A 17,585-nucleotide genomic window follows, 5' to 3' on the forward strand; every position below is an offset into this window, starting at 1 on the left:
CGTCTCGTCAGGCGCACTTCCACTCTTTTGTTGTGAAGGTTCTACGCATTTAGCGACTGAACCATTTAGTTCTTATCAAGGAATGTTTGTGCCGCATCAAAAACGCTCCGGGACGCTCCAGCCAACCAAAGTGACCGCAATGGGAGAAGACCTGAAAATGAATCGTTGCTTCTGTAAAAGCGTCCCTTGTCTCATCGGCCCACGCTCTCCCAAATGGATCGTCTTCTCCAAAGAGAATCTGCAAGGGAAGCTGCAACTTTCCTACTTGTTCTCTCAAATCAAAAGCGCCCAATGCTTCCCAAGTCTTCTCTCCTACTTCAGGTGTACGATCAAAGGTAGCAGCAAGAGCAGGAAGATCAAGAGGAGGATCTGCTGGGGCGACATAGACGGGGAGGATCTGTTGTAACTTTTCTAAGCCATCTGTTGAGAGTTTTGTTGGTATGATTCCTTTGTGCTGTAACGCTTGCACGCGGGCATTAAAATGCTGAAACCCCGCCTGGAGACCAGCCACTGTTGGTGGCACGCTATTGATTAATTGTAAGGAACGGATATGCTCTGGATACTGGAGAGCATACTGCATGGCGACCATTCCTCCCCAGGAATGACCAAGAATATGCACCTTTTTTTCACTGGCAACCGCCTGGCGTACCGCTTCTAAATCCTGTGCATAGATCTCTGGCGTAAATTTGTCGATATCGAGTTTCTGTGGAGATACTGATTGACCAGTTCCTCTCTGATCATAATTCACCACAGTGAGTTGAGGACCGGCCAGTTGCTCCAAGCCCAGCATATAACGGTGGGATAAACCAGGACCACCATGGGCCATGATAAGGACATTGTCCGCATCGGATTCGCCAATGGTTCGAATAAAGAGGTTTATATCCTGTACCTTGTGCTGAAATTCCCGAATAGTGAGGGCATTATGGTTTGTTTCATGAATAGATTGAGCCATAGTCAGTTCCTTACTGCTCAAGAGCCCTTCTCTTCGCAGGGCTCTACGCTAAAAAACATGCTTCCTTTTGATTTAACGAATCCAAAAATCGATACGACATTGTTGTTCAAATCCGAGACCACGATACACTTTTGCTCCTGCATCTGTCGCTTGCAGAACTGCCACACGATACCCCATAGCACGTGCATCAAGCAATGGAAGCTGTGAGATAGCACGACCGATACCTTGTCGACGAGCATGGGGAAGGGTGGCAACGCAGTAAAGGCCAGCAACCCCACCTCCGAGAAAGAGTAGCGAGGTCGCTACTGGTTCACCGTTCAGCCTGGCAAGATAGTAGCGCACCGCAGGGTGGGCCACGAATCCGTGTTTTTGTACGAAATGAAGGATATAATCGCGGCCCACGTCTGGCCATGGCATACCACCAGCAATGGTCTCGACCATTTGCTGCAACGATTCTGTTGTCTCCACGCGCTCAAGCGTTGCGCCAGCAGGTAGCTGAATATGCTCATCCACTTGTTTCAGATCAGCAGCCATTCCCGCAACAGAGACTGTTGACCAACCATGCGCTTGTACTATATGTGCTATTTTCGGATGTTGCAGTGATGGGCCGACAACCCAGGACATGGGAGTGTTCGCAGCTTCAATCTTCGTAAGAATTTCATGGATCTTCTCTTCAGGCGTCTCAGGGGTCAGGTTCGCCCGTACCACCATATTCAATCGGATGAATGGAACTCCGCTGACAAACCAGGAGGCCTCCGGCTCATGATAAAACGGCACTCCAAGCGCTCGACCCCAGAGGGCCAGGAGCTCTTCAGTATTAGTATCCATTGCCTTGATCAAGTCTGGATGAGATATGCTATCTAGCATCATTCGCTCTCTTTCTTCGTAGTATCGCTCTTTTCCATCGCTCCCTGGTTAGGCCATATTTTGTAGGAAGCGGGCAACGGTGCGGATGCCACGATAGAACTGCTTAAGCGAGTATTTCTCGTTGGGGGCATGCAGATTATCGTCGGGCAGGCCGAAGCCCATGAGTACGACGGGCGTGTGCAGGATTTCATTGAAGAGGGCCGCGACCGGAATCGAGCCACCTTCGCGCAGGTAGACAGGCTTCTTGCCATAGGTCTCTTCAAGGGCCTGGATCGCGGCGATCATGGCGGGATTATCCAGCTCGACAACCAGGCCTTCGCCACCTTGCAGGTTGTGCACTGTGACCTTTACGCCCTCGGGGGCCGCGTTGTGTACGGCTTTCTCGAAGAGGGTGAAGACCTCTTTTGAGTTGAAGTTGGGCGGGAGGCGCAGGCTGATCTTAGCTTTGGCTACGGCTGGGATGACCGTCTTGGCCCCCTCGCCAGTGAAACCACCCGCGATACCGTGGACCTCTAGCGTGGGGCGCGCGCTGATGCGCTCCAGGGGCGGGTGCTCCGCCTCGCCGACAAGCTGCGAGACACCCATCTCCTCACGCAGAGCCTCGGCAAAGTTCAAGGGATCTGTCTCCCAGAAATCGCGCTCGACCTGGGAGGCTGGGCGCAGTTTATCATAGAGGCCAGGAACGTGGATGTGTCCCTGCTCATCTTTCAGCTTGCTAATGAGGATCGCCAGGGCGTGCAGCGGGTTGGGGGCAATGCCGCCATAGGTGCCCGAGTGCAGGTCGCGCTTCGCGCCCTGAACCTCAACCTCGGTATAGATGATGCCACGCAGGCCCGTGATCAAGGCTGGGGTCTCGGGTCCAGGCATATGGGTGTCGCAGATAAAAGCCGCATCACAACCCAGGCGCTCGGGGGTCGTACGCACATAATGCTCAATCGACTCACCACCGGCCTCTTCCTCGCCCTCAATCAAGACCCTCACGTTTACTGGCAGCTTGCCATCGACCGCCATGAGGGACTCCAGGGCTTTAAAAACGAGCATCGTCTGCCCCTTGTCATCACATGCGCCACGGCAGTAGATGTTGCCATTGCGAACGGTTGGCTCAAAGGGGGGTGAATCCCACAACTCCACGGGATCGACTGGTTGTACATCATAGTGCCCATAAATAAGCACAGTAGGCTTGCCCGGGGCCTTCAACCACTCTCCATAGACAAGCGGATGGCCCTGTGTTGCGATGGCCTCCACATGCTCAAAGCCGATGCGCTTCAACTGTTGTACCGCGTACTCTGCGGCTACGCGTACATCGCCCGCATGCTCTGGCAGGGTACTAATGCTGGGGATACGCAACCAACCCTTTAAGTCCTCCATAAAGCGCTCTTCATGCTCTGCAATATATGCCTCTAGCGGTGTCATAAAGTGGATAAAACCTTTCTATCTCCCAAACCATACCAAAGAAGATTCTTTTATCCAGGCCTATTAGGCCTGCCGGAGAAATTTACAACGCTAAGCGACTCACGCAACATATATTCACCCTAATCGGTACTGTGAGCCGCACACATAGCTCCGACTCTGCCGATAATGTGCTCAAAGAGCACCACCGATCAAGAAAGGCGCTGCCGATAACTTGCATAGTTCATCTGAAAGTAGCCCGATCTTAGCTTAACGTTGTATTTTGCGCTGACGGGCCTAATAGGCCATGTTGATGTTTTCATGAAATGGAGTATGTCAACTTTTCAGAAAGTTGACATACCTATGCAGAAAGAGGACCGTCCAGGTGATCGCCTATACGATCCTCTTTCTGCATACTCCCAATGCTGAGCCGTGTTACTCCTTTACCGCTTCTGATAACCGATAAAAGTTGAGGGTTTCGTACTCTTTGAAGCCAAGGGCGCGATAGACTGGCGCTCCCATCGCAGTGGCCTGCAACGTGGCGATATGGTAGCCCATGGCACGAGTATCAAGCAGGCACTGCATAACTACGGAGGTGCCTACTTTCCGCCGTCGCGCGTGCGGAAGAGTAGCGGTACAATAAATGCCCGAAACACCTCCACCAAGAAACAGTAAGGTTGTGCTCACTGGCTCGCCATTGAGTCGGCCAAGGTAGTAGTACACACCTGGAGTTGCCACAAAGCCGTGTTGCTGTATTAACTCAGCACTACGATGATACACGGACATTGGTATATCTCCATAGCCAGTAACAAAGGTATTGGCCCATTCCTGAAGACCGTTGGTCGTGCTCACGCGTTCCACGGTGACTCCCTCTGGAAAGGTATAGTGATCGGCCAGTGTATGTACATCCAGAGCCCAGACTGTCGGTTTTCCTCCTTGCCATCCATGCCGCTTGATGCGTTCAAGAAAGCTATCCGGACTGGAGGCATCCACGACCCAGAATGTCTCGTGCTGCTGAGTCGTCCGCACGCGTTCGAGCACAGCATCCATTCTCTCTGGTGAGGTCTCAGCCGTAAAATGCGTTCTGGTTACCCAGTTGCCCGTCCAATGGGGAATATTGGAAGTGAACCAGCTGGCCTCGGCTTCGTGATAAAATCTGGCTCCCAGGGCGCGACCCCAGAGAGTAGAGAGTTCCTGTATGTTCAATTCCACCGCGTCGGTCAACGCGGGTTCTGAAATGGTTCTCAAGTTTTTTGGCATGTATTACGTATCCTGCTACTAATGGAATGGTTTCTTTAAGAATCTAGTTAAAATGCATGTGTCGCTGCTTCTGCACTGTGAAAACCACAATATTTCCTTTTCTCGGACATTATCCCACCCTTGGTAGCTGGCCTAGCTGTTGCATGATACGAAGGTTGTCGATCTGATACCAGTCTTCGACAATTTTGCCTTCCGCTACACGAAAGATCACCACGCCTGCAACAGTAATTGGTTTCCCTGTTGCAGGTATTGGTGTGAGCAAGCCGAAAGATCCTGCATGCGTTCCTTGCAAAATGACCCTGCACATGACTCGATCGTGTTCTGCAATCAGGTCCTCATGCGTTATATGGAAATCAGGAAACGCGTTGCGACTCGCGGCGACCCAACGCTTGAAGTTCTCACGAGTACGCACTGCAGGCAGATTCGGGTCATGATGAAGGTAATCAGAACGGTAGGTTTCATCAACATATGCGAGATTGCCTCGATTCCAAATGGCTTCCGCGACACGACAAACGAGCACCTTGTTCTCTTCGACTGACATCTCATGGACTCCTTCGAGCATACTTGCCGAGTACGCTCTCAACTCCTCAGGATGAGACGATTGCACTCTTCTGATGTACAGGTAGAAAAGAGCGTTTGCCGGGAGAGCGTCTGGTAACCCTTGCACCTGCGCCGGAGGTAGGAGCAGATCTTGAAAGAAGTCTATAACATTCCAGTCGTGCTGCCATCGCAAAAAACTACTACGCTCTTTCGAAAGAGGAAACAGGAGGAGACAGAACAGGGAGTAGTAAGAAACTACCAGCAAGGCTGGTACGCTCTCGTTACTCAACCAGCTTGTGACGAATGGCGAAAGCTGTGGCGCCAGCGCGGTTATTGACCCCCGTTTTGTTGAAGATGCTGGCAATATGATTGATGACGGTTCTCTCGCTAATGACCAGCATTTCGCTAATCTGGCGGTTACTCTTCCCGGTGGCGACCAGACGCAGTACTTCCACTTCGCGCTCGCTGAGACCTAAGGGCAAACATGACCAGGCGGGCTTTCGCGCACGACGGCGCAACTGGTGACGCAGGCGTTGCGCCTGGATCTGATCTCCCAGTTGCGTGAATAGCTCCAGAGCTTCTTCCAACTGGCTACGCCCGGCTTCACTATTCTTGAAGCCATCAACAGCTAAAGCAAGATTGCCGCTCGCTTCTAAAGTCCAGGCCAGTTCAACATTGAAAGCGAAGCGGCGGGCTACCACTTCGGCGGCTCTCAGATAATCCTGCGCGGCCGTGAAATCCTTGAGAAGAGTCGCCAGGCTTCCCAGCAAACGATCGATTAATATGGCGTGAAACTGGCCGTGATATGGCAGGAGAAGCGTATAGAGGCGTTCCGCCCGTTCGCTCTCACCAAGAGAGACAACAATCGTAGCCATATGGGAGAGCACATGGACCATCGCCATCGACCCGGCTGGCAGAGGAAGAATCAGCGTTTCTAGCTCCTCAAGCACAGCCAGGGCCTCCTTTCGTTTGCCTTGTAGGGCTTGGACTATTCCCAACCAGCCAAGCCACCAGACCAGCGATTGAGGCTCCAGCACACGAAAGCGAGCAATGGACGCTTGTATCAGTTCGAAAGCTGTGTCAAGCTTCCCCTGAAGAGCTTCCACAATGCCACGTGTCCACTGAAACATCGCCAATGGCTCTGGAAGACCCTGCTGCTCTGTCAGCGTCTGCCCCTGCAAGAGATATTCTTCAGTCTGGGCCCAATCGCCGCGCAGGGCGTGAAACGTCGCCAGATGCGAGTAGATATGCCTCAACTGATAGGGATCGTGACAGAGCTGCGCATATTGGAGGCAGCGGTAGAGTAAGTCCTCCCACCCATCGAGCTGACCAGCCCAGCATTTTGCCAGAAAGAGACATTCGCAGCACTCCGCTGCCTCCATCACATCAATCGCCTCGTCAGCGAGGGCAAGAGCCTCTTCCAGCAAACGAATGCCCTCCTCCAGCTTGCCTGCCCGCATAAGTGCGTTCCCAAATGCCCGGCTGGCAGACGCCTTCAAACGCATCTCACCGAACTGGCGCGCCAGATCAAGCGCACGTTCCAGGTAGCGTTGTGCCTCTGGGTAATTATGTAAACTTACAAGCAACAGCGAACCCAGTTCCACCAAAGCCCACACAGTATCCACTGTAGGAGTGCTGGAGAGGAGCGATACAGCCTGTTCAAAGGTAGCCCGCGCTGGATTGATCTCTTCCAGGCGCCAATAGGCTCGTCCCAGGGCAAGACCTGCCTTTCCCATCGCGATCCTGTCGCCCGAGTTTTTCCACCAGGTCAGAGCAGCCTGAAATGCTTCAACAGCTTCCTGAACGGCTCCAATCTGCAATGATGCTTCGCCCAGAAGTAGAAGACTTTCTGCCTTTCGAGGATCGTGGTTGGAAAGATGCTGAAGTGCCGTCCGATAATGGCCTATCGCAACCTCAGATGCACAGGTACGCTTTGCCTCTTCCGCAGCCAGCAAGGAATAGACAACGCTCTGCTCTTGATCACCACTGCGGGAAAAATGGAAAGCCAGTTCCGCGAGCTGGTGAGTTGCGGGTTGATCAGAGCGAAGCCGGAGAGCAAGCCTGCGCGCGATCAATGTATGCAGGCGAGTTCGTTGACATAAAGGCAATCCATCATACAGGCCCGCGCGAATGAGATCGTGGCTAAAAGTAAAGACGCCTGGACTATTACTCCGAATCAGGTGCGCTTCAAGTGCTTTCTGCAGACGCTCTTCCACGGCTTCCATATCCTGACCAACTACACCAGCAAGGAGATCTACCGCGAAGGCACGACCAATAGCTGAGGCAACCTGGAGCAAAGAACCAATCTGGGTATCTAATCTGCCAACCCGGCTTCGTATTGCTCCCACGATGCTAGAAGGAAGACGCCTCTCGCGAACGTCCTCTGGCTGGCTTCCCTGGGCACCCTTTGCAAGAAAGCCCATCTCTACCCCATCTCTTAAAAGCTCCTCAGCAAAGAAAGGATTTCCCTCGCTCTGGAGCACAAGCCGATGAAGCAAGAGCGGGTCCACAGAAAAGCGTAAGAGATTGAGCGCAAGCAGACCCATGTCCGCTTCGGAGAGGGGCCCAAGGGTGATAGGAGTAAGCAGTCGGAGACGATGAAGCTCGGTCAGTGTGCGTTCAAAGGCTGGATGATGCGTGATCTCGCTACTGCGGTAAGCTCCCAAGATCAGCAGACGCGCTCTCGGCTGAGTGCGGGCGACATAACAGAGCAAGTCCAGCGTAGAGGTATCAGTCCATTGCAGATCATCGAGCACCAATAGCAGACCAGATGTCCTGGCAATCGCCGCGAGAAACAGACCTACTGCCTCGTAGAGACGCAAGCGGGCTTGTTCAGGGGGCAAGCTATAGCTGTCTGGAAGCTCTCGCAGGCGGAATGAGAGCTCAGGAAGAATCGTTGTCAGCACAGGAGCCATGGCTCCTGTCTGCTCTTGTAGTTCCTCAACCGGAGCGGAGCGAATATACTGACCAAGCGCCTCCAGCAAAGGGAGATAGGGTGGCATGCCTTCAGCTTCTGAGGCGGAACCAGATAATACCACAGCGCCCGCCTGTTCAGCATACTGAGTAGCTTCCCGTAGAAAGCGTGTCTTGCCAATGCCAGGCTCACCGGCCACAAGAGTTACCAGTAATTGACCTGCAATACTTGCCTCAAACTGCTGCTGAAATAGCCGTAATTCACGCTGTCTTCCTGCCAGTACTGACTCAAATAGAGGCCGTTCCCCCGCCATGGTTTTGTTCCTTCCCATCTGCTCGCTGATCATTCTTGAAATAAGCTTCTTCTTGCGTACGAGTACTCACACCGCTTCATAAGGGGCACCAGCACTTCTCCTTGCTGTTTCTTTCTCTTCTTTGAGAGAACATAATAACACAAAAACTCTTCAGATTGATCTACATATCCACCCGTTTTGTACGAGAAGCCAGTCCTTCTAATGTATCAGGTCATTAATATCCTATTGTATTTTTTACCTTAAGCCTGTCAGATCAAGCAACCAGCAAAGCGTATTCGTCGAGATGTAGACCCTGTTTTTTGTCCTGATGGATGTAGGCAAGAGGTCCGGCGATCAAATGCACCACAAAATTCACCGGACTGCGATGAAGAGAGTGTTCGATCTGCAAAATATTCTTGAGCTGGTCAATAATGGACTCGATAATCACCCGTGTGGCAGCAGAGACGCTCCGGGCTGTTTCGCATCGACCGATCTGCGACGGCTTGAGCAGCGGCGGCAAACATACCATCGCTGACCCTCCTGGCGCGTGAAACGATGGCGCCCAGACCCAGCCCAGGATAGAGCAACGCATTGTTGGCCTGTCCAATTGCATAGGTCGTCCCGTTGTAGGTCACTGGGCGTGACTGTGTTGGATGTACCTGATGATAGCCTGAACTGTAATAATAGACATAAGGACGGCAACAAGAATAGACCAAAAGGAGGGGGCTGAAAGCGACGTAAATCTCTCCAGGGACACATGCAACAAGCAGAACGATAAGGGCAAGCTCTTTGTGAAGATTGGTCATGAGAATGCTCCTTTAAAGTGTTCTTAACGTTACTCTGATACAGAGTAGACCAGCTTTTACAGTGGAGAGCGTGCACATCCTTGCACAGTCAGGGCATTCAACTGTTTTGAGTGTAGCATCGATGGTACTCTTTGGGGTATCTGCTGTAAATGAGGTGTTGATAACCCTACTGAACCCTACCGGATTTTTGACGAACCATGTAGCCTCGGGCGTCTGAAAACGGCTATTCGGAATTTTACGTTGAATCCTGTGAACAAGCGGCTGACTGCTTCGTCGGCTCAGTCCGGCTGACAGGCGACTTCACCAGGCAATGACAGAGCGACGTGTTCACAGGATTCAACGTAAAATTCCGAATAGCCGATAAAACGATAAAACCTGGCTACAAAGAGACTACCAAGATAGTTCATAGCCGTTTAATACATCATCGCAGTCGCTCTTCCTAAAAGAAGGATGGGAAGGGCTCTCTAAAATGTGAGACACGCCAGAGCCTCCTTGGAACTGGGGGAAAGTGCATAATGCGAAACGTCGAAGTCAAATGCATCAGGAACCGTCTTGACCCGTGCCTGATCGTAGCCATCATCGCCTGGCACAAAAGCACTCCCCTGAAGCTGCGCACGAAAAGTCTGAAGAACTTGTGGTGAAATGTTTACTTGAGTAAATCGCTCTTTTAGCTCATTGTTTAAAGTCAACGTAAGTATCTTTCAACAAAAGATGGCTTGTTAATCTTCTTGACGACAAGGTGATAGTACAAGCGCTTCACATTTCGCATGGGATAAGATACGATCCATGCGGAAGCAAATCAAACATGCAAATTTCGCTTTCTTTCTCGTAGCATGTCGAAAAGACTTTTTTCAGCAAACCATTGCCTCTAGCAGGCTCGCGTGCCTCACGAAAAGTGTGCCAGACGCAATAGCATCTGAATGGTTAACCATTCAGATAGAAAGACCTCCAAGACGGAATATCTCTGTGGTCTCTCTAGAAGAGTTCCTGTGAAGATCATACGAGGAGGTGAGCCTCTTTCCTAGATCACCTTGCAGTCGTTTTATGGTCGTCTTGCCAGGACAAGAAAACTTGCTCGTCACACACCTTTTTCTGCGTGGTGCGACCCTGGAAAGGTTAGGAAACGACCAGTAACGATCTACCAAAGACCATGCTAGCTCACTAAACTCTAGATATACCGAGAAGAATTTCCTGGTACACAGGCTTTGTTCTCGGTACAGGAAGAAAAGTAGATCCAGGTACTCTTCAAGGCACTTTTGTGTTTAGAAATATTCAGCTAATTCTAAGATGATGCCTTCTATGCCCCAGAAATAGCACAGCTTTTTGCCTCCATTGTAGATTTTTATGTCGCTAAAAAATGTGATGCCTTTCTTTTTCAATGCGGCAATCGTGCTTTCTATATTGTTGACTTCCAAAGCAATATGTCGGATGCCCATCAGGTTTGACTTATTGGGAGAACTCTCTCTGCTTCCTTCAGGGGCATAAAATGTGAGTAATTCTATGTTGGTCTGTGTCTCGGGAAGGCTAAGTGCGACATACTCCGCCTTGACTCCAGATAATTGAAGCACATCGTCAATCCATTCCCCTTGGAGAGGACCTCCACGTACCGCCGTGAAACCGAGCGCCAGAAAAAAATCCCTGGCGCTTGCTAAATCAGCTACAACAATCCCGATATGATCGATTTTCTTTAACACTAGTATAATTCACCTATGCACAAACTTAGCCGAGAACAGCGATGTCAACCGAAGGGCGCAATGTGGCACACCTGGCGAGCACGTCATGGATGTCGTTGTTCAAGAAACGCCCAAAGAGTTCAAGATCAACCGGTGCTTTGTCGTCGAGCGCCGGAAAGGTGAGCTGAGTGAGGATATAGTCGAAGCGCGGCGCCCATTTACGCGCTCCCAGTCGTGCAGTGGTTGAACAGTTATCCACCATATGGGAAATCCCTTTGTAGTGCATGTAGGGATTTAATGAGTCAACGGCTTCAATGATGGATTCATTGGCAATTTCTGAATACGGATGTCCTCGTTCTTTGAGCAGATCCACTTGGGCCATCATTCCTGCTAGATAGATCCCAGCAGTGATGGGATCGACAGGAACACGGATCTCAGCACGTTTGGCTCTGACTACCGTTCCGACTTTCCACATGTCTGTTCTATCGATCTTTCCCATCGGATAGCGTTTGAAACGAGCTACGGCTTCAATGACGCTGCGAATTTCATTGCCTGACACAATTTCGTCATAAATCTCCAGCATGATCTCCATCATGGGGTGATAGGCTGCCACGTACGCTCTTTTGAAGGCCGGGCCGCCGCATTCCCCTCGCCTTCAGGCAGGGGTTAGGCGGCCCCTCTCGCTCTATTCTAGCATGGTATGGCATACCATGCTAGAATAGAGCGTATGAGAGAACAACATACGAAGCATGCCACATATAAAATAGCATACCATTTTGTATGGTGTCCCAAGTATCGCAAGACTATTCTGGTGGGGAATATCGCCACGTTTATTGAGGAAGAAATCAGGCGATTATGTGAGGCGAATACTTGGGAGATCGGCGCACTCAATGTACAGGAAGACCACGTTCACCTCTTTTTGAGTGCGCCACCCGCTATTGCGCCCTCTCTCATTGTTAATACCCTCAAAGGGACTACTGCGAGACAAGTCTTTAAGCAGCATCCCGAAGTCAAAAAACAACTGTGGGGTGGGAATTTCTGGTCTCGCAGTTACTACGTTGGCACCGTCGGAGACATGACCGAGGAAACCGTCAAAAAATATATCGAGTTGGGACAAGGGACATGAGAAAAACGTACAAGTACCGTTTAGCTCCCAATAAGACGGTGGAGAACAAACTCCATTGGGTTCTGGCACGTTGTCGAGAACTCTACAATGCGGGTCTTTCCGAGAGGAAGGATGCTTACCGTATGGTGGGCAAATCGATCACCTACTATGATCAACAAAATGTCCTTCCAGAGATCAAGGCAAAGATCAGAGAAGAGTATCAGGATATCGCTGCTCATGTCCTGCAAGATGTGTTAAAACGACTGGACAAGGCATTTCAACGGTTTTTTGATCGCTGTGCCAAAGGCCAGAAACCAGGATACCCGCGTTTTCAGGGTCGTAACCGCTATAACTCGTTTACCTACCCGGACGGCGCTGGCTGGAAATTGGATCAACAAACACGCCCGCCTGATAAGAAGGGCATGGTCAGAGTCAATCTGAAATTGACGAAGATTGGAACAGTGAAACTGCACCTGCATCGAGACATGATAGGCAAAGTCAAAACCTTGACCATCAAGCGCGAGGGAGAGCATTGGTATGCCTGTTTTAGCTGCGAAGTGGACAAGCCGGAAGCCTTGCCTAGCAGCTATGAGGATGTAGGGATAGACCTGGGTGTGACTCACTTTGCCGCCTTGTCCAATGGTGAATTCCTTGAGAACCCGCGCCATTATCGGAGAGCAGAGAACAAGCTCAAGAAGCTACAAGAGTCCTTGTCTCGCAAGAAGCGCGGCAGTCATCGCAGAGCGAAGGCAGTGAAGCGCGTGGCAAAGGCCCATCGTAAGGTCCGCAATCAGCGTGCCGACTTCGCTCACAAAGCCTCAAGAAAGCTCGTCAATCGCTATCAAGTGATCGTGCTTGAGGATCTCACCATGGCCAATCTGGTGAAACAGCCCAAGCCGAAGCAGGACGAAGAGACAGGACAGTATTTGCCTAATGGGGCGGCAGCCAAAGCGGAATTAAACAAATCAATAGCCGACGCTGGTTGGAGTCAATTTGTGGGAATGTGTACGTACAAGGCAGCATGGGCCGGGCGTACTCTCGTACAAGTTGATCCTAAGTACACCAGCCAGATTTGCCCGAATTGCGGGAATGTACGCAAGAAGACGTTAGAAGAGCGGTGGCATTCTTGTACGTGTGGGTGTGAACTGGATCGGGATACGGCCTCAGCGAAGGTCATCCTCGGTATCGGACGAAAACAGCTTTCGGTCGGGACGCGGCCAACGCGGGCAACTGCGTAGAAGCCTCTCCATTCTATGGGGAGGTACGTTCACAAAACACAGTCTCAACAGAGCCATTATGAGGCACGTGTTTGTGGGCAAGAGATGAGCATTCACCGATACGAGCTCTGAAGTCTTCTCCAGTCTCAGTTGAGAGATCCGGGTGGGCAACCAAACAATGGTACGAGTTCCTACGTCTCATGCCGAAACCTCGGTTGGCCCAAACACCACATTCCCCAGAGGCGTTCCCACCTTCTCTACAGAAGGAGGATACCACCCACGTGCCTTCACCACAACATTCTAACAATGGTGCATGAAGTTTGGGCAAACCTACACCAATGAATTGCGCCGTCGTCGCCCCCGCTGTGGAGACAGGTGGCATATGGACGAGGTATGCTGAAAATCAACGGGAAGACGCACTATTTGTGGCGAGCCGTCGATCAGGATGGCAACATCCTTGATATCTTGGTCCAAAGTCGTCGCAATAAGAGGGCCGCCAAGAAGTTTTTCCGGAAATTGCTCAAAGGCTTGCAATACGTGCCACGAGTGATTATTACGGACAAACTGGCCAGCTACGCTGCCGCAAAGAGAGAGATCATGGCAAGTGTAGAGCATCGACAACACAAGGGCTTAAACAACCGAGCGGAACGCTCGCATCAGCCGACCAGACAACGAGAACGAACGATGCGGCGGTTCACATCAAGCAGTCCAGGCCCAACAGTTTCTCTCCGCATTCGGGCCGATTCTGGATCACTTTCGGCCCAAACGGCATCGTCTCACTGCAGAGGATTACCGTGCTCTCATGCAGGATCGTTTCCTGGTTTGGAACGAGGTGGCCAGAGGAAAGACGGCTGCCTAACAGCGATTCATTCCTTTCAATCCTCCGCTTCTCTCCTCTCCCTTTTCTCTTCTCTTCAAAAAAGCTCTTCTGTTTTCTCGCCAAGTTGACAATACCCAATTCACCTGGGAAAGGTAAACGAGATGAGTAGCGTTTTCACTACCGACAGAATGGCCCAGTGCTCGCCGACGATCATCAAGACGAGGGAGGAACAACTGAACTATGGATAAACAACAACTTCTGAAAAAACTTGAAAAGGAATGGACCGCGTTCAATGCGTCCTACGCAGGCCTCTCAGTTTATGGTCTTATCTCGACGCTGGCTTATGGACGCCAGCTAGCGGCAATGGCCCTCTCGGAGACGTGATGCAGTTGTGATACGACATGATTTCTTTACGTATCATGACACGCTCCTTTCAAACTTCTTATTTCACGCGTTCGAGCAGGAAGACGGGGATCTCGCGGTTCGTCTTCTGCTGGTATTCGGCATAAGGAGCAAATACCCTGGCTGCCTCTTCGAAGGCCTTGGCGCGCTCTTCGCCACTCAACTGCCTGGCACGGGCGGGGAACTTCTCGTTGTTAACCTCAACTGTGATATCGGGATGAGCCATGAGATTGTGATACCACTGAGGATGCTTTGGCGCGCCTCCCTTGGAAGCCACTGCCAGATAGCTATCGCCATAAGGAACCGCCATCAGCGGATAGACCCGCTCCTGACCCGTCTTTGCCCCCCTGGTTGTGATAAGGATCAAAGGGGCCCAGCCTGCGACCTTTCCCTTATTAGAACGAAACTCATCGACCACCTTCACGTTATTCTCAATAAAGTCACTATCCTTCATATTCTCTCTCCTTGTCTCTTTAGCGGAAGTTAGATCTTCCTTATTTATCGTACCACTTCACAATAATTTCCTGTGCACAACCCCTATCCCGGAGCGCCGCAGGCGCGAAGGGCCTTCAAAGGAGTGATACTGACCTCCCTTCCTGAGAAAGGAATAGCCCTGCGCGCTAGTATTACAACGAGACTTTACCAACGCAGCCCCTGCAATTGGGCAAGAAGCCGCTTGCGATGAGAGCAATAGGCGGCGTAGTTGTGGCGTTGCTGATACGCGATCAACGCCAGGGCTGCAGGCAGATCCAGTACGGGTTGGGGCAAGGCAACCTGCAAGAGCAAGCGTACCTGGGCGATGCTCAGTGGCAGAGAGGCATGCGCGTCCAAGCTGGGCACCTCACCTGGCGTGGGCAAGGGGCGTGTCGTTGTTGGGCGCAAGATCCCCCTCTCTCTGGTTGAGGCGTTGTTGCCAACGAACCAGGAAATGATGAGCGAGAATGACCATAGTCATGTGATGGTGCCACCCGCGCCAGAACCGCAGCTCGTAGTGGTCCATGCCCAATTCCCCCTTGCATTCGGTAAAACAGGTCTCGATGGGCCAGCGCATCCCGCTCACCCGCACAAACGTGGCAAGCGGTGTCTCCAGCGGAGCGTTGCTCAAGTAAAATTTCCATTCCGGCTCTTCTGCAAAACCGCTGACTTTGCGTCGGATCACCACCCAGACCTGAGGGCCTGGCAGCCGATCAAGTGGCAGGATAGCGCGCAGCACGAGAAAATCAGCGACCAGCGGGCCTTTGTGCCCCTCCAACAGACGGTAGCGCTGCCAACGAGAAGCAGGCCACTGCTTGGCCAGGTCCTCTAAGGGCACTTTGGCTGGACTGCTGGGATGCAGCCGCTCACGCCGAGGAACTGGCCCCTTGCGCGAGGGGATCTGGGACCGAAACCAGCTGTGCGGGCGCGCGCGCTCCGTCTGCCCGTCGGTTTCCAGCAGTGGCCAGACCTTGGTATCTCGCGGCACCTCGGCTAGATACCACAATCCCGCCGCATCCAGCCGTTGCAGGAAAGCAGGGGAGTCGCCATATCCTTCGTCGCAGACGACCCACTGGGCTTGGAGACGACCCGAAGCCATGATGCCCTCGACCAGCTGCGCCGCTAACTCATGCTTTGTCTGAAAGACGATCTCATCGGGAATCTGGCAATCCTGCCACCGCGTTTGATGATCCTCAGCGAACCAGGATTCTGGCAGATAGAGCCGCCGGTCAAGTAATGTGGCTCCCTTGCGACTGGCATAGCCCACGAAGATGCCGGCCTGGCAGTTGTCCTTTTTGCCGGTGTGGCCGCACCATTGAGGCGCCACACCGGCTGAGTGATTCCCATGTTTGGGAAAGTCCGAGCCATCCACGATCAGGACTCCATCCTCTTCGCCAAGCGTCTCGTTCACCAGGCGCTGATGTTCGGCCAGCAGCGCGTCATCATCCCACTTGCCTTCCCCAATGAACTGCTGGAGGGCACGCACTTGCCGATCCGCATGTGGTCCCACTCCCAACAGACGCAAGGCCATCGCTTCGACATTTTTGCGGGGCACATCCGCCGTGAGCAGTCCGCGCACATAGATCTCCGCCCATTCCCGCTGTTCGCGCCGATACAACAACGGGGCGAAGTGCTGATGATAAGCTAGTAGTTCTTCGGCCAGGGAAGCTACCTCTTCTGAGGTCAAGTCCTGCACTGCCAGTCGACCTGGAAGAGGCGGCTGCTCGGCGGTTATATCGACCATGAGAGACATTCGGTTTCACCTCCAGGTACAGACCTCTCTCCTTTCAGTATATCCCACAAAGTCTCGTTGTAATACTAGAGCAATGTACAGAAAGGTTGATTTCTTGCTCCGTCCGACGCTGCTAAAGCACGCGTCTACATATGGAGGTACGGGGCCTCTCGCGCCTTGATATATAGACGCGTGCTTTAGCAGCGTCGGTCTCCACACGGCTCAATGCTACTGCACGGTTCTGTCAGAACTGAGTGCATAAAAGCCCACAGAAAGAGGTAGCAGTCTTTCAACACATCATCCATTGAGCTAAGAAGTCATCAGTAGCAGGAGTCGCAGGACTGCAAGTTTTTCGCAAAACAACCGTCGTTGCTCCGGAAGAGACAAGGTTTCTCTCATGAGAGAACGTGGGCGAAAAGAGTTGCGTAATTCATCAAAAGCACGACAAAAACGTGCCGCTGAGGCGAAATTCCCAAATCCACGCATTGGAGAGTAGCGTTGTTTTATGCCTCGATGGTCTTGCTCCAAACGATTGTTGAGGTATTTATTGGTTCGATGCTGTACACTACTCCCAAGTACCTCACGTACGGCTCGTGGATAAGAAGCATGACCGTCAGTTGTCACCTGTTCTGGGGTGTGGCCAACCACAGCGAGAGCCTGTTTGAAAAACTGCTGAGCGGCTTCCATATCGCGTTTCTCGCTCAAGCGAGAATCAACCAGGTTGCCCTCAGCATCAATGGCGCGATAGAAGTAGCACCACTTTCCATGAACTTGGATAGACGTCTCATCCACATACCAGGAGCTTCCTGCCTGTCCCCATCGTTTTCTCCGCAGTTGGTCTGCCACCAAAGGCGCAAACCGTGCTTCCCAGTCCCGAACGGTTTCATGGGTGAGCACGATGCCCCGCTCCAGAAACATTTCAGCGAGATCCCGTAGGCTCAACTTGTAGCGAAGCCGCCACAGGACAACCAGCAGAACCACATCAGTGGGATATTCCAGGAAGTTGAAAGGTGTTCCGGTGCGCTCATTGAAGAGGTGCTTGCAAGCTGAGCAACGGAACAGGCGATAGCCGAGCGTGGTCTTCTGGGTTTGTTCTTTGGTGGTAGCTGAGGCGCAATGTGGGCAGGTCATGGATCGCTCCT

16 protein-coding genes and 3 pseudogenes are annotated in these 17,585 nt (G+C 52.0%); 4 read left to right on the plus strand and 15 right to left on the minus strand.

Translation table 11 applies throughout. The annotated features are described in order from the left end of the window. Positions 1-49 precede the first annotated feature (49 nt). The 11 genes and pseudogenes from KTE_RS35700 to KTE_RS35750 form a co-directional block, all read right to left on the minus strand. Positions 50-952: an alpha/beta fold hydrolase gene (locus KTE_RS35700; protein WP_201390221.1), complete on the minus strand. Its 903-nt coding sequence runs from the start codon at positions 950-952 to the stop codon at positions 50-52. 72 nt (positions 953-1,024) lie between these two features. Next, positions 1,025-1,822, minus strand: a complete 798-nt coding sequence (locus KTE_RS35705) for a GNAT family N-acetyltransferase (protein WP_201390223.1) — start codon at positions 1,820-1,822, stop codon at positions 1,025-1,027. A 45-nt stretch (positions 1,823-1,867) separates the two neighbouring features. After that, positions 1,868-3,232 carry a dipeptidase gene (locus KTE_RS35710; protein WP_201390226.1) on the minus strand — a complete coding sequence of 455 codons (1,365 nt, stop codon included), beginning with the start codon at positions 3,230-3,232 and terminating at the stop codon, positions 1,868-1,870. 411 nt (positions 3,233-3,643) lie between these two features. Next, complete coding sequence (locus tag KTE_RS35715; RefSeq protein ID WP_201390227.1) at positions 3,644-4,468, minus strand: GNAT family N-acetyltransferase; 825 nt, start codon at positions 4,466-4,468, stop codon at positions 3,644-3,646. 109 nt (positions 4,469-4,577) lie between these two features. Continuing rightward, positions 4,578-5,009: an ester cyclase gene (locus KTE_RS35720; RefSeq protein ID WP_201390230.1), complete on the minus strand. Its 432-nt coding sequence runs from the start codon at positions 5,007-5,009 to the stop codon at positions 4,578-4,580. A gap of 280 nt (positions 5,010-5,289) precedes the next feature. Further along, a complete protein-coding gene (locus tag KTE_RS35725; protein WP_201390231.1) occupies positions 5,290-8,235 on the minus strand; it encodes a helix-turn-helix transcriptional regulator in 2,946 nt (981 codons plus the stop codon). 253 nt (positions 8,236-8,488) lie between these two features. After that, positions 8,489-8,665, minus strand: a pseudogene (locus KTE_RS35730) (IS982 family transposase); the annotation flags it as partial. 2 nt (positions 8,666-8,667) lie between these two features. Next, positions 8,668-8,852: pseudogene (locus KTE_RS50070) on the minus strand (malic enzyme-like NAD(P)-binding protein); the annotation flags it as partial. A gap of 632 nt (positions 8,853-9,484) precedes the next feature. Continuing rightward, a complete protein-coding gene (locus tag KTE_RS35740) occupies positions 9,485-9,709 on the minus strand; it encodes a hypothetical protein (RefSeq protein WP_201390237.1) in 225 nt (74 codons plus the stop codon). A gap of 573 nt (positions 9,710-10,282) precedes the next feature. Next, a complete protein-coding gene (locus KTE_RS35745) occupies positions 10,283-10,714 on the minus strand; it encodes a VOC family protein (RefSeq protein ID WP_201390239.1) in 432 nt (143 codons plus the stop codon). Between the two features lie 25 nt (positions 10,715-10,739). Then, the gene (locus KTE_RS35750) at positions 10,740-11,306 is read right to left on the minus strand and encodes a hypothetical protein (RefSeq protein WP_201390241.1); all 567 of its coding nucleotides are present in this window, start codon (positions 11,304-11,306) and stop codon (positions 10,740-10,742) included. A 114-nt stretch (positions 11,307-11,420) separates the two neighbouring features. On the opposite strand from KTE_RS35750, the gene tnpA reads away from it, so the two are divergent. From tnpA to KTE_RS35770, 4 genes and pseudogenes are all read left to right on the plus strand, one after another. Further along, the gene (gene tnpA / locus KTE_RS35755) at positions 11,421-11,819 is read left to right on the plus strand and encodes an IS200/IS605 family transposase (RefSeq protein ID WP_201390243.1); all 399 of its coding nucleotides are present in this window, start codon (positions 11,421-11,423) and stop codon (positions 11,817-11,819) included. Further along, a complete protein-coding gene (locus tag KTE_RS35760) occupies positions 11,816-13,036 on the plus strand; it encodes a transposase (protein WP_236600832.1) in 1,221 nt (406 codons plus the stop codon). The genes tnpA and KTE_RS35760 overlap by 4 nt, the downstream gene beginning before the upstream one ends. A 283-nt stretch (positions 13,037-13,319) precedes the next feature. Continuing rightward, positions 13,320-13,874 (plus strand): annotated as a pseudogene (locus KTE_RS35765) (IS6 family transposase); the annotation flags it as partial. 201 nt (positions 13,875-14,075) lie between these two features. Then, positions 14,076-14,219 (plus strand): hypothetical protein, encoded by a 144-nt coding sequence (locus KTE_RS35770; RefSeq protein WP_201390245.1) that lies wholly within the window; start codon positions 14,076-14,078, stop codon positions 14,217-14,219. Positions 14,220-14,277: 58 nt separating this feature from the next. On the opposite strand, the gene KTE_RS35775 is transcribed toward KTE_RS35770, so the two are convergent. The 4 genes from KTE_RS35775 to KTE_RS35790 all read right to left on the minus strand — a co-directional run bounded on the left by KTE_RS35775 (position 14,278) and on the right by KTE_RS35790 (position 17,574). Further along, on the minus strand, positions 14,278-14,691 hold the full coding sequence (locus KTE_RS35775; RefSeq protein WP_201390247.1) for a nitroreductase family deazaflavin-dependent oxidoreductase: 414 nt from the start codon (positions 14,689-14,691) through the stop codon (positions 14,278-14,280). Between the two features lie 185 nt (positions 14,692-14,876). Then, a complete protein-coding gene (locus KTE_RS35780) occupies positions 14,877-15,119 on the minus strand; it encodes a hypothetical protein (protein WP_201368949.1) in 243 nt (80 codons plus the stop codon). Then, the gene (locus KTE_RS35785) at positions 15,079-16,464 is read right to left on the minus strand and encodes an IS701 family transposase (protein WP_201381820.1); all 1,386 of its coding nucleotides are present in this window, start codon (positions 16,462-16,464) and stop codon (positions 15,079-15,081) included. The genes KTE_RS35780 and KTE_RS35785 overlap by 41 nt, the downstream gene beginning before the upstream one ends. Before the next feature lie 288 nt (positions 16,465-16,752). Then, positions 16,753-17,574, minus strand: a complete 822-nt coding sequence (locus tag KTE_RS35790) for an IS6 family transposase (RefSeq protein WP_201390249.1) — start codon at positions 17,572-17,574, stop codon at positions 16,753-16,755. Between the last annotated feature and the right edge of the window lie 11 nt (positions 17,575-17,585).

The organism is Ktedonobacter sp. SOSP1-85, from assembly GCF_016587415.1.
Lineage (GTDB): Bacteria > Chloroflexota > Ktedonobacteria > Ktedonobacterales > Ktedonobacteraceae > Ktedonobacter.

Bases quoted from the DNA above. Each gene is read 5' to 3' on its own strand.
- KTE_RS35705 (WP_201390223.1), bottom strand. From the start codon at position 1,822: ATGATGCTAGATAGCATATCTCATCCAGACTTGATCAAGGCAATGGAT.
- KTE_RS35775 (WP_201390247.1), bottom strand. From the start codon at position 14,691: ATGAAGGATAGTGACTTTATTGAGAATAACGTGAAGGTGGTCGATGAG.
- KTE_RS35715 (WP_201390227.1), bottom strand. From the start codon at position 4,468: ATGCCAAAAAACTTGAGAACCATTTCAGAACCCGCGTTGACCGACGCG.
- KTE_RS35785 (WP_201381820.1), bottom strand. From the start codon at position 16,464: ATGTCTCTCATGGTCGATATAACCGCCGAGCAGCCGCCTCTTCCAGGT.
- KTE_RS35710 (WP_201390226.1), bottom strand. From the start codon at position 3,232: ATGACACCGCTAGAGGCATATATTGCAGAGCATGAAGAGCGCTTTATG.
- KTE_RS35700 (WP_201390221.1), bottom strand. From the start codon at position 952: ATGGCTCAATCTATTCATGAAACAAACCATAATGCCCTCACTATTCGG.
- KTE_RS35770 (WP_201390245.1), top strand. From the start codon at position 14,076: ATGGATAAACAACAACTTCTGAAAAAACTTGAAAAGGAATGGACCGCG.
- KTE_RS35760 (WP_236600832.1), top strand. From the start codon at position 11,816: ATGAGAAAAACGTACAAGTACCGTTTAGCTCCCAATAAGACGGTGGAG.
- KTE_RS35725 (WP_201390231.1), bottom strand. From the start codon at position 8,235: ATGGCGGGGGAACGGCCTCTATTTGAGTCAGTACTGGCAGGAAGACAG.
- KTE_RS35790 (WP_201390249.1), bottom strand. From the start codon at position 17,574: ATGACCTGCCCACATTGCGCCTCAGCTACCACCAAAGAACAAACCCAG.
- tnpA (WP_201390243.1), top strand. From the start codon at position 11,421: ATGAGAGAACAACATACGAAGCATGCCACATATAAAATAGCATACCAT.
- KTE_RS35720 (WP_201390230.1), bottom strand. From the start codon at position 5,009: ATGTCAGTCGAAGAGAACAAGGTGCTCGTTTGTCGTGTCGCGGAAGCC.